Raw genomic sequence first — 15,190 nt, 5'->3', positions numbered from 1 at the left:
TTGCGCGTCGCCGCAATTGCGGCGACCGCCCGTTTACACGGCCTTCAACTGTTCCTCGGTATTTTCCCGAGATGTATGTCTTCGGGAACACATCGATGCCCAGCCTGGCTGATCAACTGGCGCTTTCGCGCAATCGGCCCGCGGGTTTCGACTACATGCGGGTCGTGCTGGCGGCGACGATCATCGGGCTGCACAGCCTGAACGTGTCGCTCGGGCTCGGCGAGGCGCTGCAGGTCCAGAGCAAGCTTCGCATCGGCGTCGCGATGATCCTCGCACTGTTCTTTGCCCTCAGCGGCTTCCTGGTGACGGCGAGTCTCTTGAGGTGCAAGAGCTTGATTTCCTTCCTCGGCCTGCGCGTGCTTCGGATCGGACCCGCGCTCGCGGTCGAGACGACGCTGTCGGCGGTCGTCATCGGCTCGGTCTTCACCGAACTGCCGTTGGCGCAGTACGTCGCCGACCCGAAATTCCACGCCTATTTTCTCAACATCGTCGGCGACATCCATTACGAATTGCCGGGCGTGTTCCTCAATAATCCGCTGCCGCGCCTCGTGAATTGCCAGCTCTGGACGGTGCCGTATGAGCTGTGGTGCTACGTCATCCTGGCATTGCTCGCGGTGACCACGATTGCCTTCAACCGGGTGGCGTATCTCGCGTTCATGGTGATCGCCCAGATCGGGCTGATCGGCTACGACATCTATCGCTGGGACGTGGTGCCGATCCAGCTTCGCCCGCATCTGCTGGTGTTTTCCTTCCTTGCCGGCGTCGGCTTCTATCTCTGGCGCGACAAGGTGCCGTACGACCGGACCGTCTGCCTGTTCGCGCTGGTGCTGTGCGCCGCCGGCATGGCCACCGGACGCGGCGACGCGCTGGCTCCGGTGCCGGCCGCCTATGTCGCTTGCTATTTCGGTCTGATGAACCCGCGGCGGAGCTGGATCGTGGCGTCGGGCGACTACTCCTACGGGCTCTATCTCTACGGCTTCGTCATCCAGCAATGCGTGGCGGCTTTCGGTCCGCCGGCGCAGCCCTGGTACCTGAACCTCCTGATCAGCCTGCCGCTCGCCTTCGGCATCGCGGTGGCGTCCTGGCATCTCGTCGAGAAACACGCGCTTCGGCTCAGGGCGCAGGTCGAACAGATCGAGGCGGCGGTGCTCTCCCGGATTTCGATCGCAGCCTTCTGGCGCAAATCTCCCGAGCGGATCGAGTTGGGACCGGCGCTCGGCGGCCGCGCGTCGGTCTGATATCGCGCCGGAGTGGAGGGCCTGCATCGCAAGCCCTCCCGCGGCGCCATTACTCACAGCAATGCGTATTGCGTCCGTTCGCGCTTGGCGAGCAGCGGCAGCGCCTGCTCGGCGATGTAGGTCTTGAAGTAGGCGCTCTCTGAATGCGCCTTGAACGCCGCTTCGTCCTGGAACAATTCGTAGAACAGGAATTGCGCCGGATTGTCCTTGCCGCGGCCGATCAGGAACAGCTTGGTGCCGGGATCCTTCTGCGCCTCGGGCAGGAAGCTGCCGAGAATTTCCGCGACCTTGTCGGCCTGGCCTTCCTTGGCTTCCCATTGCGCCACGATCAGAAGGCCTGATGTGTTGATCGCATCGCTGATGGTTCTCGTGCTCATCGCATAGTGCTTCATTTGCATTCCTCCGTTGCTTTGCTCCGATCGAGCTTGCGATCCGGCGAAGGGCGAGATGCCGGCGATCGTCATGATCGCGGCGAACGAGCCGATGGCCGATCGTCGGGTGAGCATCATCGTCGTGGTCGTGAGTTGCGAACGCTTCATGTCGCCTCCAGATGATTTGCGCCAACCGACGTGCCGGCCGAACCGCACCGCGAGAGATAGTGGATCGTTCGATGAACTCGGTTAGGCGACGGTCGAAATGTCGATGTCGTGAAAATGATTCGACATTGGTCGAAGTGTTGCGTCTCCGCCTTCGCAGGACGCGCGATGTGGGCAAATCCTCGAGCTGGGTGGCCCGACCGCCATTCCCACCACTGCCGGCCGCCAAGCCCCGCTCCCGGGGCCATTCCGTCGGCGTTGCGGCGGTGGAGTTTGTCGCATTTGATTTCGGCGCTAAACTTCGTTACCGCCTAGCGGGTGGAAACGCTGAAAGTCAGAGACATCCAGGACGTTGAAGAGGTGGTGCGCGCCGCTGTCGCCAGCGAGCAGCCGCTTGAGGTCATCGGTCATGGATCGAAACGCGCCATCGGCCATCCGATGGCGACCAACGCGGTGCTCGACGTCTCGGTGCTGAACGCCGTCAGCTCCTATGAGCCGAACGAGCTGATCATCACCGTGCAGGCCGGCGCGCCGCTTGCCGACGTGCAATCCCTGATCGACGCCAAGAACCAGCAATTCGCCTTCGAGCCGATCGACACGTCCGTGCTGCTCGGCACCGCGGGAGCCGGCACGATCGGCGGCATGATCGGCGCAGGCCTTGCCGGTCCGCGCCGCATCAAGGCCGGCGGCGCCCGGGATCATCTGCTCGGGGCGCACGCCGTGTCCGGGTTCGGCGACAGCTTCAAGACCGGCGGACGGGTGGTGAAGAACGTCACCGGCTACGATCTCTGCAAGCTGCTCACCGGTTCCTGGGGCACGCTCGCGGTCATGACCGAAGTGACGCTCAAGGTGATGCCGAAGCCGGAAGCCGAGCGCACCCTGGTGCTGCGCGGTCTCGACGACGTCGCCGCCAACAAGGCGATGACGGCGGCGCTGGGGTCGCCCTTCGACGTGTCGGGCGCGGCGCATCTGCCCGGTTCGGCGCTACGGTCCGCAACCGGCGCGCTGGCCGGCGTTGCTGCCGCCGGCCAGCCGGTCACGCTGGTGCGGCTCGAAGGGATTTCGGCGTCGGCGGCGCACCGGGCGGCGTCGCTGAGCCAGACATTGTCGTCCTATGGACCGGTCGACAGCCTCGCTGACGACGCCTCGGCTGCGATCTGGAGCGCACTGCGCGACGTGGTGCCGTTTGCTGCGAACGGCGCGCTCGGGGACTGGCCGGTGTGGCGCATCGTTTGCCCGCCGGCCTCAGGCGGCGCGCTCGGCCAGGCGCTGTCGCGCTCAACCGGCGGCGATGTGATCTACGATTGGGGCGGCGGGCTGATCTGGGCCGCGCTGCCGCAGTGTGCCGACGCGCAGGCCGCGCTGGTCCGCCGCCAGGTCGAGGCGGTCGGCGGGCACGCCACCCTGATCCGCGCTACCGACGAAGTGCGCCGCTCGGTCGATGTGTTCCAGCCGCAGCCGCCCGGGCTCGCCGCGCTCGGCGAACGTATCAGGGCGAGTTTCGATCCGAGGTCGGTCCTCAACCGCGGCCGGATGATTCGAGGCGGGATTGCATGAAGACCGAGTTTTCCCTGGCACAACTCGCCGATCCCGACATCAAGGAAGCCGACAAGATCCTGCGCGCCTGCGTGCATTGCGGCTTCTGCACCGCGACCTGTCCGACCTATGTGCTGCTCGGCGACGAGCTCGATAGTCCGCGCGGCCGCATCTACCTGATCAAGGAGATGCTGGAGAAGGACAAGCCGCCGACGGCGGACGTGGTCAAGCATATCGACCGCTGCCTGTCGTGCCTCGCCTGCATGACCACCTGTCCGTCGGGCGTGAACTACATGCACCTCGTCGACCAGGCCCGGGTCAGGATCGAGCGGGATTACCAGCGGCCGCTGACCGAGCGGCTGCTGCGGTCGGTGCTCGCCTACGTGCTGCCGCGGCCGGGCCTGTTCCGGATCAGCATGATCCTGGCCGGGTTCGCCCGTCCGTTCACGGCCGTGCTGCCGACGCCGTCGGTCGGTGCGGCGAGCCCGGGCCTGCTGCGGCGGATCAAGGCCATGCTGGCGCTCGCGCCGCGCGGCCTGCCGCAGCCCGGTCCGGCTGCGGGAACCGTGTTTGCGGCGATCGGCCGTCGGCGTGGGCGGGTCGCGCTGCTGCAGGGCTGCGCCCAGCAGGTGCTGGCGCCGCGCATCAATCAGGCCGCGATCAACGTGCTGACCCGGCACGGCGTCGAGGTGGTGCTGGTCAAGGACGAGCAATGCTGCGGCGCGTTGACCCATCACATGGGACAGGACGGGGACGCGCTGGCGCGCGCCCGGGCCAACATCGCGGTGTGGCAAAGGGAAGCGGACAGAGAAGGGCTCGACGCCATTCTGGTGACGACCTCGGGCTGTGGGACAGTTGTCAAGGACTACGGCTACCTGCTGCGCGAGGACAAAACATTCGCCGATCCTGCCAAGCGAATCTCCGCGCTGGCAAAGGATATCACCGAGTATCTCTCAACTCTCGAGCTCGCACCTTCAACGCAGAAAGGCGACGTCACCGTCGCCTATCACTCGGCTTGTTCGTTGCAGCATGGGCAGAAAATCACTCAACTTCCGAAAGAATTGCTTTCCAAGAATGGATTCGTGGTGAAAGATGTGCCTGAGAGCCATTTGTGTTGCGGTTCGGCGGGGACCTACAACATTCTCCAGCCCGACATTGCGAGCAGATTGCGCGATCGCAAGGTCGCCAATATCGCGCTTGTCAAACCGGACATGATCGCTGCGGGCAATATTGGCTGCATGGTTCAGATTGCCGGCGGTACGTCAGTTCCTGTGGTGCACACGATTGAGCTTCTCGATTGGGCGACAGGAGGTCCCCGGCCAGGATTGAATTGATCGACTGCCATTCGAGCATGATCCGGACCCCAGCCTTGCCCTGACGCAAACTGAAGGACCGGCGCTTCCCTGCCACAGACGCGAAGCGATCACGCGGCCATCATGCTCGACAAGCGAAGTGGAGGGTGCCTCTTCCCGAGGTGCGGCCAACGACCGGCAAGCGATCACTTCAATACGCGGTGGACTCAGATCAGCGGCAACAGGAGGACCACGATGGCGAAGTCGAAGAAGGCGAAGAAAAGCAAGAAGGCCAAAAAGGCCAAGAAGGCGGTAGCAGCGAAGAAGAAGTCCGCGAAGAAGTCGGCCAAGAAGGCCGCGAAGAAGTCTGCAAAGAAATCGGCGAAGAAGTCAGCCAAGAAGACCGCCAAGAAAGCTGCGAAGAAGGCTGCTCCGAAGAAGGCCGCGAAGCCGGCTGCGAAGAAAGCCGCCAAGAAGAGCGCTCCGAAGAAGGCCGCCGCGCCGAAGCCGGCCGCCCCGGCCGCAGCACCGCCGGCACCCGAGCCTGCGCCGCAGCCGGCCGCGAGCTGGGCCACACCGAGCCACGAGCCGGCGCCGAGTTGGGGGACCTCCGAGGGCGAGCACCACTGACCGAACCAGCAACGGTTGACCTGATCGAAGCCGCAGCGGACGCCGCTGCGGCTTTTTCCGTGCGGGTGGTCCGTAGTATTGCGGGGGCACGATTCGGGTCGCCGCCGACTGCAGCATGCCGAACTGTTGCTCGAATCCGATCTTGCTCGCCGCTCAACCGGCGCGGGAACCATGAATCTTGTGGTGCAAATGCAACACCCGTCAACCAACGTGTGGCTAGGCGGCTGGAACGCCTAAAAAGTCGGCAGATGCATGTCTTTTCGCCTTCACGGTACCGTGCACGGGCCTCAGATTGAGCCCACGCGATTTAGTCGCAGTCCGTTATCGCGCGCCCTGGGGGCCACCGGAGCTGGGCTGTCTGGAAAAGTAGATGGGGATCGTCATGAAGAAACTGGCTTTGTTAGCAACGGCGCTAGCAATGATTTCGAGCTCGGCAATGGCAGCTGACATGGCGGTGAAGGCCGTCAAGGCGCCGCCGCCGGCTCCCTTCGATCCCTGGGACATCGCCTTCGGTGCCGGCATCCTGAGCGACTACGTCTTCCGCGGCGTCACCCAGTCCAACCACAATCCGTCGGTCACCGCCTATTTCGAGCCGCGCTACAACGTCAACAAGGACCTGCAGCTCTACATCGGCACCTCGACCGAGAGCATCTCGTTCGCCAACCGCGCCGCGGCTGAAGTCGACGTCTACGGCGGTATCCGCCCGACCTTCGGCGCCTTCGCCTTCGACATCGGCGTCTGGGGTTACCTGTATCCGGGTGGAACCTGCTACTACGGCGCGCCGTTCGACACCGCCGGCAAGGCGCTCGGTGCCGAGTGCGCCCTCAACTTCCTGCCGAACGGCAACGTTATGAAGAAGGACGTCTCGTTCTTCGAAGTCTATGGCAAGGCGACCTGGACCATCAACGACAACTGGGCGTTCACCATCAACGAATACTACTCGCCGAACTTCCTGAACACCGGAGCCTGGGGCAACTACTCGTCGATCATCGGCAAGTACACCGCGCCCAGCACCGTGTTCGGCACCAGCGGCGTCGGCATGTATGTGTCGGGTGAGTTCGGCCGGCAGTGGCTCGGCACCTCCGACAGCTTCTACGGCGTCCCGGCGTTCCCGAACGGCATCAAGTACGCCGACTACAACACCTGGAACATCGGCATCGGCTTCACCTACAAGGTGTTCACGCTCGATCTGCGCTACTCCGACACCGACATGTCGAAGGGCAATTGCAGCGCCTTCACCAGCGACTACACCGCAGGCGGAACCACCAACGTCACCCCGATCAATCCGGGCGGCACGGGCTCCAACTGGTGCGGCGCGGCCGGCATCGCCAAGCTCTCGGTCGACCTGACGGCGATGTCCAACCTGAAGTAATTTCCTCATCCGAGGATCGCGGGGGGCGGCAGAGCAATCTGCCGCCCCTTTTGTTTTGCGGATTCGTGTGATGACGAGAGTGAAGCGGCAGACGAGCTCCACCTCCCCCGCAAGCGGGAGAGGGAGCCGAGTGCCTTCCGGGCTCGCTATTCGAATTCGCGGCTGAGTTCGCTCGCCTACGACGCCGCGGCCTCGACCTTGTCGCGCAAGGTGAAGCGGTCGCCGTCGCGGACCAGCGAGACGTTGCGCTGGTGGAAGGCGTCGAGCGTCGCGCGGTGGCCGATCGAAACCACCGTGGTGTCGGGCAGTTTCTCGGCGATCAGTCGGTACAGCGCGGCCTCCGACGGCTCGTCGAGCGAGGCCGTCGCCTCGTCCAGGAACAGGAACTGCGGCGCATGCAGCAGCGCGCGGGCGATGCCGAGCCGCTGCTGCTCGCCGAGCGACAGCATCCGGTTCCAGTGTGCCTGTTCCTCGAGTCGCGCCGCGAGCTGCGGCAGTCCGACAGCGGCGAGGGTCTCACGGACCCGTCCCGCATCGTAGCTCGCAGCCTGGCCCGGATAGACCACCGCATCGTGCAGCGAGCCGATCGGCAGATAGGGACGTTGCGGCAACATCATCAGGCTGGCATTGGCCGGGATCTCGACCGCGCCGCGACCGAACGGCCAGATGCCAGCCACCGCGCGGAACAGCGTGGACTTGCCGGCGCCGGAGGGGCCGGTGACCAGGGTGCGTTCATTGTCGCGGAGGCTGAAGCCGTCAGCCGCGAGCAGCGGCTTGCCATCCGGCAGGGTGACCAGGAGATCGTCGAGATCGATGGTGTCGCCACCACCTGCAGGTCTGACGTGGATAATGTCCTGCCGTTGCGCGAGCGCATCGCCGCCGCGGATCGAGTTCTCGAAGCCATCGAGACGCGCGACCACCGATTGCCATTCGGCCAGCGTCCGGTAGGCCGTGATGAAGAACGACAGTGATTCCTGCACGCTGCTGAAGGCGGACGCGGTCTGCATCATGCCGCCGAGCTGGATCTTGTTGGCGAAATAGGCCGGTGCGATCAACACATAGGGGAAGATCACGGCGGCTTGCGAATAGGTCGCGGTGAACGCGGTCAGCTTCTTGGTTCGCTGCATGATGTCGAGCCAGTTTCCAACCACGAAACCGAAGCGATCGAGCAATCGCGTACGCTCGGCCGGTTCGCCGCGGAGCAGTGCGATCTGCTCGGCGTTCTCGCGGGTGCGCACCAGGTTGAAACGGAAATCGGCCTCGAACCGTTGCTGCCGGAAATTGAGGTCGACCAGCGGCCTGCCGATCACATGGGTCAAAACCGTTCCGAGGATCGCGTAGATCAGCGCCCCCCATACCAGATAGCCGGGAAAGGCGATGTCGTTGCCGAACAGATGCAGCGGCGCCTGATTGGACAAACCCCACAGGATGACCACGAAGGACGCAAGCGTTACGACGGAGCTCAACAATCCGATCCCGAGCGTCAGGGTCTGCTCGACGAAGCGCTGGGTGTCGTCGGCGATACGCTGGTCCGGGTTATCGGCGGCATCGCCGAGCAACTGCATGCGATAGTGGTTGGCATCGTGCAGCCAGCCGCCGAGATAGCGCGTGGTCATCCAGCGCCGCCAGCGGATCTGCAGCCATTGATTGAGATAGAGCTGGTAGACCTTCAGGCCGATCCAGAATGCCGCGAGCACGCAGAAATAACCGATCTGATAGGTGAAGACCGCCTGATCACGCTCCTGCAGCGCGTTGTAGAAAACATTGTTCCAGCGGTTGAACAGCACGGTCAGGAAGACGCTGGCGAGCTCGATGATCACCACCGCGGCCAGAAGTCCGCGGCCTGCCCATTTGTCGTCGGAGTTGAAATAGGGCGAGGCGATGCGCCACACCGTTGCGAGCGTCGAGCGAATGTTTTTCACAGATTATCGTCTCCGGGGAAGCGGCCGCAACGGCCTGAAGAATCGGGACAATCGCAGTGCACCTCGACTAAAGTCGTAGGTCTGGCATGCAAGCGTTGGCTTGTCCCGGCAAGCGAGTCAACCCTAGCATGACGACAACGGCGAGGGGCGGGGGACCTTCGATTTTTCGCGAGGATGTGAGCGATCCTTACCGATCGTTCATTCGCGAGCCGGGGCTGCAATCTTTCCGACGGACTCCCGCAATCGCACCAGCGCACCTGCTGCACGCAAGGCGAGGGCGCTGCATAAGAATGTGGGAAGGATCCCGAGATGAGCACCTGGAATCAAATCTACAATCCGCTCGGCAATGCGGGGCTGTCGACGCTGGCCGCCGCCATTCCCGTGGTCACGCTGCTGGTCTTGATCGCCAGCGGCAAGGTGAAGGCGCATATCGCGGCCATCATCGCCGTGATCGTGACCAACCTGATCACGATCTTCATCTTCACGATGCCGGCCGGCATGTCGATCCGCGCCACCCTGCTCGGCGTGGTCACCGGGTTCTTCCCGATCGGCTGGATCGTGCTCAACGTCATCTTCCTCTATCAGGTCACGGTGAGATGCGGGAAGTTCGAGCTGCTGAAGCGCGCGGTCGGCGGCGTCACGGAGGATCGCCGGTTGCAGCTTCTCCTGATCGCGTTCTCGTTCGGCGCCTTCTTCGAGGGCGCCTCGGGCTTCGGCACCCCGGTCGCGATCACCGGCGCGGTGCTGATCGGGCTCGGCTTCTCGCCGCTCGCAGCCTCCGGCCTGTCGCTGATCGCCAACACCGCGCCGGTCGCCTATGGTGCGCTCGGCACGCCGATCCAGGGCCTCGCCTCGGTCACCGGGCTCGATCCCTATATCCTCGGCGCCATGGTCGGCCGGCAGCTGCCGCTGTTCTCGCTGATCGTGCCGTTCTGGGTGGTGTGGGCCTTTGCCGGCTGGCGCGGCATGAAGGAAATCTGGCCGGCGATCCTGGTCACCGGCGTGTCGTTCGCGGTGCCGCAATTCGTGATCTCGAACTACATCAATCCCTGGATCGTCGATATCGGCGCCTCGCTGATCTCGATGGGCGCGCTGATCCTGTTCCTCAAGATCTGGCAGCCGCGGCAGCTCTGGCTGTCGCCTGCGCTGCGCGGCCGCGATGAATCGGCGGCGACGATGGCGGCCGCACCGCCGCTCGACAAGACGCCGCTGACCCAGGGCGAATTGTGGAGCGCGCTGCTGCCGTGGATCATCGTCTGCATCCTGATGCTGATCTGGGGCAATGGCGCCTTCAAGACCTGGGCGAATGCCAACTTCGTCTGGAACTATGCGGTGCCCGACCTCGACAAGCTGATCTTCAAGGTGCCGCCGGTGGCCGCCAAGCCGACGCCGGAAGGCGCCGTGTTCAGCTTCACCTATCTGTCGTTCACCGGAACCGGCATGCTGATCGCCGCGATCATCTCGGGTCTCTTGATGGGCTTCTCGCCGGCCAAGCTGATCGCCGAATATGGCCGCACCATCCGCCTCTGCGCGATCTCGCTGATTACGATCTCGGCGATGCTGGCGATCGGCACGCTGACCCGGCTGTCCGGCGTCGACGCCACGCTCGGTCTCGCCTTCGCGGCGACCGGCGTGCTCTATCCCTTCTTCGGAACCTTGCTCGGCTGGCTCGGCGTGGCGCTGACCGGATCGGACACCGCCTCGAACGTGCTGTTCGGCAATCTGCAGAAGATCACCTCCGAGCAGCTCGGCCTGTCGCCGATCCTGATGGCGGCGGCGAATTCCTCGGGCGGCGTGATGGGCAAGATGATCGACGCGCAATCGATCGTGGTCGCCTCGACCGCGACCAACTGGTACGGCCACGAGGGTTCGATCCTGCGCTACGTGTTCCTGCACTCGATCGTGCTGGCGTGCCTGGTCGGTCTGTTCGTGACCCTGCAGGCCTATGTCTACCCGTTCACGGAGCTGGTCTTGAAATAACGAGGCGAGGCGTCGCCCAAACCAAGATCCCCGCGGGTGCGAGCCCGCGGGGATTTTGCGTTTCAAGCGCTTTTTCACGCGCCGCCGTTCTGGCCAATCGCAGCCGCGTCCCATACAAGGGCGGCGTCAGAGCATGATCCGGAAAAGCGGAAGCCGGTTTTCCGACTAGACATGCTCAAAAGCGATCCTGGGAATGGCATGATCTCGATGAAGCGGATTCTGAACGGCGGCATGGCCGCGTTGGCGCTGAGTGCAACGGCCCTTGCCGCGGTTCCAGTGCAGGCCCAGGAAGAATTCCCGTTCGGCTTCGTGATGACGCTCGATGCCGCGCGCATGCCAGGCTCCAAGCGGATTCCCTCGATCGAGGTCGGCGACAATGGCGAGGTGATCCTCGAACTGTGGTGCGATGGCGGCAAGGGCCAGTTCTCGGTCGCCGGCAACACCATCGTGTTCGTTCCCGGCGCGATGGAGAACCGCAGCTGCGCGCCGGATCGGGCGCAGGCCGACAAGGATCTGCTGGCTGCGCTCGGCGACATGACGAGCTGGAAACGGCAGGGCGATCAGGTCACGTTCATCGGCAGCAAGCAGCTGCGGTTCGTGATCAACAGCAACTGATACATCGAGGGGCGGCCGCTCAGGGCGTTGCGACCAATCCGCTTGCGGTGGCGACGATCCAGCGATTGCCCCAGCGCACGATGGAATCGACCCGGCCGAGGCCAGGGACGACGTCGCCGCGCGCGGCCATCTTGACGCCCTCCGGCCCCTCGAGCACGGCGGTGCCGTCGCGGACTTCGACCACCGACCATCCGGGAATCGTGCTCGGGCGGGTCTCGGGGGCTGCTGCCGCGGGCTGCTTCGGCCCCAGCGCCATGGCTTGCGCGTTCAGCGTCGTCGGCGCGGCACCGAGCATCTGCGGGCGTGGATTGGCGACCGATTTGGGGATGCTGCCGGTAACATCGGCGTTGGAGGCGCTCCGGCGCGGGCTCTCGCTCTTTCGGCTCGGTGGCGCCTCCGCAAAGTGCTGGACAGGCGCTTCCTTCTGGGCCACCGGGACCGCGGCGGGAGCTGTAAAGTCGCTCCAGTTGGCGCCGCCGGTCCATCCCAGCACGAAGCTTGCGGCCAGTGCGGTGGCTGCCAGCAGGGCAGTGCCGATCCGGTCGGCGAACGGCTCCCGCAGCAGCAGGGCGGCATCATGGTTCTCGCCTGAGACGTCCCAGAGGTCCGCGGTCTGCGCCGGCGAATGACCCTCCGTCACATCCGTTGGCCAGATGCTCGAAGGACTGATCGGCTCGCGGTCTTGCATGGCGTGACCCGTGTTCGGTGACGCAAAGGATGATCCTCGAAACTAAATCGAGCCTTAATTTTCGGTGACCGAACTGCGGCAGCACGAAGTCTTTTGGTCGCAGGGCCCCGTAAATCGACGGGCATAGGCGAGCGGAAGCGATGCCGTCCTTTGGGCGATCACCACAAACAAGCCCGCGATGAAGCGTCCAGAGGGCGCCACGTTGCCCGGCCTGCAGCGGTCGTTTCCGGACGCCGTCTCCGCAAAGCGGGTCGTCGCGGCGCGCAGACGTCGCTATAGCGGATGCATGCTCGACTTCGCCGCACAATACGCTGCCTTTCAGCGCCGCGATCCGGCCTGGGACGGCATCGTGTTCGTCGCGGTCCGGACCACGGGCGTGTATTGCCGCCCGGTGTGCCGGGCGCGCACGCCGCTCGCCCGCAACGTGCGGTTCTATGGCAGCGCCGCGTCGGCCGAGCGCGCCGGCTACCGGCCCTGCCTGCGCTGCCGTCCCGAAGCGGCGCCGTTCTGCCCGGCATGGAAGGGCACCAGGTCCACGGTCGAGCGCGCGCTGGCGCTGATCGAAGCGGGCGCGCTCGACCGCGGCAATGTCGCTGCGCTGGCCGATCGGCTCGGCATCGGCGCACGGCATCTGTCGCGTCTTTTTGACGAGCATCTCGATGCATCGCCGCTGCAGGTCGCGCTCTCGCTGCGCGTGCAGCGCGCCAAGCGCCTGATCGACGGCAGCAATCTCCCGATCCGTGTGGTGGCGCAGCGCGCCGGCTTCTCCAGCGCGCGTCGCATGAACGCCGCATTCGCAACGCTCTACGGCCGCTCTCCGGTCTCGCTGCGACGGAAGCGGCTGGCAAACCTCATGAAGCAATAATGGAGATCAGCAATGGCCAAGAGCTACGGCACCGTCAGTGCCGGACAGAAACTCAAGATCAGCGGCCTCGCATTCGTCCAGGGGCTCGCCTCTGGCGTGCTGCCGCTCAACACCATCGCGCGCACGCTCGGCTATGACGTCACTGAAGCCGAGCACGGCCGCGTCGTCGTCACGCACGTGCCGACCGATGCGCATCTCAATCCGGCCGGCACCGTGCATGGCGGCCTGACCGCGACGCTGCTCGACAGCTGCATGGGCCTTGCGGTGCAGTCGACGCTCGACGCCGGCATCAGCCAGACCACGCTCGAATTCAAGATCTCGCTGGTGCGTCCGATCACGCCGGACACCGGCCCGATCCGGGCCGAGGGGCGGGTGCTCAATTGCGGCCGCCGCGTCGGCACCGCCGAAGGCAGGGTCACCGACGCGAAGGGGCGGTTGCTCGCGCATGGCACGACGACGTGCCTGATCTTTCCGGCCTGACTCGGAATACCGGGACAGACTGAGCCGGCACTACACCCGGAGATGCAATGCCGGCCCAGAAGCGTTGGACTGTGTCTAGTCGGCGAAGCGTCGGTTCAACCCGCGTAGCCACTCTGTTCGGGCAGGCGGATGAGGCCAAGTTGCAGCATGGCGGTCAGCGCGTCTTCCTGTCCGAGCTCCTCGGCGATCCGTCCGTCGCGCACCCGCAGCACGGTGGTGCCGGCGAACGTCATCTTGCGGCCGGAGCCTGCGGGCAGCGAGCCGAGGCGGAAGTCGCTGAAGGCAGGCCCGGTGTGCGTGCCGCCACCTTCCCAGCGGCCGACGACGAGATCGCCTTCCGCGACGAGGTCGCCGACGCCCCAGAAATTGAGATCCGGAAACGCTTCACGAAACTCGGTGATGAATCGCGTCACCGCAGCGCGGCCCTTCTTCGGCTCGTGCATCGGGTAGTGCACGACGATGTCTGGGGTCGCGAGCTCATCGATGATGCGCGGATCCCACGGGTTTCCCCAAAAGCCCTTGAACCAGCGGCCGACCACGTTCTTGTTTTCCTCTGACATCGGATCGTCTCCATGTGCGCGTTGCCGGCATCGCGGCCGGCGCTGTGTCGATGCGCGCATTAGGCAACTTGAGACGTGTGCCGTGCCACCCGATTCCAGATCGGGCGTCTTGTCGGACTTCAGGAGAAATTCCGCTGTGTCGATATGACGTTTGGCGCTGCTTACCGAACTCCGTCGAGCAATCGGGAAGCGGGTGGATCACCGCCACACCGACTTGTCGGCGTCCCAGCGCTGGCCCTTGAACTCCTTGAGCAGCGCGTCGATCGCGCCGTTGTCGTCCTTGGCTTCGCTGCCTTCCTCGTCGCTGCTGGAATCGTCGGACAGATTGAGCTTGGCGCCGGCGCTGTCGTCCGACGTCGAGACAGTGGGGCTCGAGACCCACAGCATCAGTTTGTCGGAGCTGCCGGGCTTGTCGGGCGAGACGAGGGCGGTGATTTCGTAATTCTGGGTAAGGCCGAGCGCAGGATAGATCGCGCTCGGCCGCTTCAGCACCAGCTTGAGCTTGCCGGTGTTCGCGTTCCAGGTCGCGGACGCCGGCTTTGCCGCGAGCGTCTTTGCCAGCACATTGGAAATCGCAGTCGCGAGCTTGTCCTTGTTGATCTTGTCGCCGTCGCGCCAGTCGGCGGCGGCGAAGCGGATGGTGCGGTCCATCTCCACCACGCCACTGGTCCAGCCGGCTGCCGTCACGCCGGGCGCCGATTTCGCCTTGGCGAGCAGCGCGCCGGCGTGCTCGGGATCGACGGTGAGGTTGAGGGTCTGCTCGCCGGAGCGCATTGCATCGCAGGTTACCGCGAGGCTGGAGGTGCCGACCTCGACGGCCTCGCCCTTCAGGCTCTTGAGGAAATCGGCCGCCGCGTCGAGCTTCACCCGCACCCCGATCGATTCCGGCGAGACGTCGGTAAAATCCTTCGGCTGCGGCGTGATGCCGTCCTCGGTGGCCTGGTTGTCCTGGAATTCCTTCTCGCTGAGATCGGAATTGTCCGTCGATGCCACTTCGGTCACGGTCTGGCCGATCGTGATCTGGCCGCGGAACTCAAAACTGTCGCCGCTCTGCTTGCGGTTCAGCTTGACGGTGACCGGCTGCTTGTCGGCAACGCTCGTGGTGGTGCCGGTGAGCGTCTGGCCGTTGATGGTCAGGTTGGCGACGAAGCGGTCCTTGCGCTCGGAGCTCTTGTCGGCGGGATAGCAGACGTCGAGCACCGCCGCAGTCACGGTCTTGCCCTGGCGGGTTTCCTTCAGCACCACGTCGGCATTGCCGTCCATCAGGCCGTCGATCGCGGTGAAGTAGCGCGTCTCGGGGCCGCCCGTCGGCGCGGGCTTCGTTTGCAGCTTCATCTGGGCGAGGGCAGGTGCCGAAATGACGGCAACACCGAGCAGCAGGAGCGGGAGCGCGCGCATACGATAAGTCCTCGAAGGGCAGAATCGGTTCCGTCGTAACTAGCAAACCTCCGTGTCATTGGCCAAAAAAGAAGGCCG

General features: G+C 64.7%; 14 protein-coding genes. 8 read left to right on the top strand and 6 right to left on the bottom strand.

Translation table 11 applies throughout. The features are described from left to right. Positions 1-95 precede the first annotated feature (95 nt). Positions 96-1,238, top strand: coding sequence for an acyltransferase family protein (locus ACVISU_RS14815; RefSeq protein WP_456707413.1), 1,143 nt, complete (start codon positions 96-98; stop codon positions 1,236-1,238). 53 nt (positions 1,239-1,291) lie between these two features. On the opposite strand, the gene ACVISU_RS14810 is transcribed toward ACVISU_RS14815, so the two are convergent. Next, positions 1,292-1,777: a putative quinol monooxygenase gene (locus ACVISU_RS14810; protein ID WP_456707412.1), complete on the bottom strand. Its 486-nt coding sequence runs from the start codon at positions 1,775-1,777 to the stop codon at positions 1,292-1,294. A gap of 315 nt (positions 1,778-2,092) precedes the next feature. On the opposite strand from ACVISU_RS14810, the gene ACVISU_RS14805 reads away from it, so the two are divergent. Both ACVISU_RS14805 and glcF read left to right on the top strand, forming a co-directional pair. After that, positions 2,093-3,331, top strand: a complete 1,239-nt coding sequence (locus tag ACVISU_RS14805) for an FAD-binding protein (RefSeq protein ID WP_456707411.1) — start codon at positions 2,093-2,095, stop codon at positions 3,329-3,331. Continuing rightward, on the top strand, positions 3,328-4,644 hold the full coding sequence (glcF, locus tag ACVISU_RS14800; RefSeq protein ID WP_456707410.1) for a glycolate oxidase subunit GlcF: 1,317 nt from the start codon (positions 3,328-3,330) through the stop codon (positions 4,642-4,644). The genes ACVISU_RS14805 and glcF overlap by 4 nt, the downstream gene beginning before the upstream one ends. A 185-nt stretch (positions 4,645-4,829) precedes the next feature. Here the strand turns inward: glcF and ACVISU_RS14795 are convergent, their stop codons facing one another. Continuing rightward, entirely contained in the window at positions 4,830-5,177 is a 348-nt protein-coding gene (locus tag ACVISU_RS14795) for a hypothetical protein (protein ID WP_050403705.1), read from the bottom strand. Positions 5,178-5,614: 437 nt separating this feature from the next. Here ACVISU_RS14795 and ACVISU_RS14790 point away from each other — a divergent pair, with 437 nt between their 5' ends. Then, positions 5,615-6,604, top strand: a complete 990-nt coding sequence (locus ACVISU_RS14790) for a TorF family putative porin (protein WP_050403752.1) — start codon at positions 5,615-5,617, stop codon at positions 6,602-6,604. Between the two features lie 176 nt (positions 6,605-6,780). On the opposite strand, the gene ACVISU_RS14785 is transcribed toward ACVISU_RS14790, so the two are convergent. After that, positions 6,781-8,526: an ABC transporter ATP-binding protein/permease gene (locus ACVISU_RS14785; protein WP_456707409.1), complete on the bottom strand. Its 1,746-nt coding sequence runs from the start codon at positions 8,524-8,526 to the stop codon at positions 6,781-6,783. 309 nt (positions 8,527-8,835) lie between these two features. Between ACVISU_RS14785 and ACVISU_RS14780 the strand changes: the two genes are divergently transcribed. Together ACVISU_RS14780 and ACVISU_RS14775 are read left to right on the top strand one after the other, a co-directional pair. Next, entirely contained in the window at positions 8,836-10,506 is a 1,671-nt protein-coding gene (locus ACVISU_RS14780) for an L-lactate permease (RefSeq protein ID WP_456707408.1), read from the top strand. A gap of 198 nt (positions 10,507-10,704) precedes the next feature. Beyond that, positions 10,705-11,121 (top strand): META domain-containing protein, encoded by a 417-nt coding sequence (locus ACVISU_RS14775; protein WP_456707407.1) that lies wholly within the window; start codon positions 10,705-10,707, stop codon positions 11,119-11,121. Positions 11,122-11,140: 19 nt separating this feature from the next. Here ACVISU_RS14775 and ACVISU_RS14770 read toward each other — a convergent pair whose 3' ends face one another. Continuing rightward, positions 11,141-11,761, bottom strand: coding sequence for a hypothetical protein (locus tag ACVISU_RS14770; RefSeq protein WP_456707406.1), 621 nt, complete (start codon positions 11,759-11,761; stop codon positions 11,141-11,143). Positions 11,762-12,095: 334 nt separating this feature from the next. Between ACVISU_RS14770 and ACVISU_RS14765 the strand changes: the two genes are divergently transcribed. Together ACVISU_RS14765 and ACVISU_RS14760 are read left to right on the top strand one after the other, a co-directional pair. Beyond that, positions 12,096-12,674, top strand: a complete 579-nt coding sequence (locus tag ACVISU_RS14765) for a bifunctional transcriptional activator/DNA repair enzyme AdaA (protein WP_456710826.1) — start codon at positions 12,096-12,098, stop codon at positions 12,672-12,674. Between the two features lie 12 nt (positions 12,675-12,686). Further along, the gene (locus ACVISU_RS14760; protein WP_456707405.1) at positions 12,687-13,154 is read left to right on the top strand and encodes a PaaI family thioesterase; all 468 of its coding nucleotides are present in this window, start codon (positions 12,687-12,689) and stop codon (positions 13,152-13,154) included. Between the two features lie 95 nt (positions 13,155-13,249). Here the strand turns inward: ACVISU_RS14760 and ACVISU_RS14755 are convergent, their stop codons facing one another. Next, entirely contained in the window at positions 13,250-13,714 is a 465-nt protein-coding gene (locus tag ACVISU_RS14755) for an ester cyclase (RefSeq protein ID WP_456707404.1), read from the bottom strand. Between the two features lie 198 nt (positions 13,715-13,912). Beyond that, positions 13,913-15,112 carry a hypothetical protein gene (locus tag ACVISU_RS14750; RefSeq protein WP_456707403.1) on the bottom strand — a complete coding sequence of 400 codons (1,200 nt, stop codon included), beginning with the start codon at positions 15,110-15,112 and terminating at the stop codon, positions 13,913-13,915. Positions 15,113-15,190 lie beyond the last annotated feature (78 nt).

It is taken from the genome of Bradyrhizobium sp. USDA 4452 (genome assembly GCF_054063575.1).
Note: the sequence above shows the minus strand (reverse complement) of the source record. Positions and strands in the feature narration are given on the sequence as shown.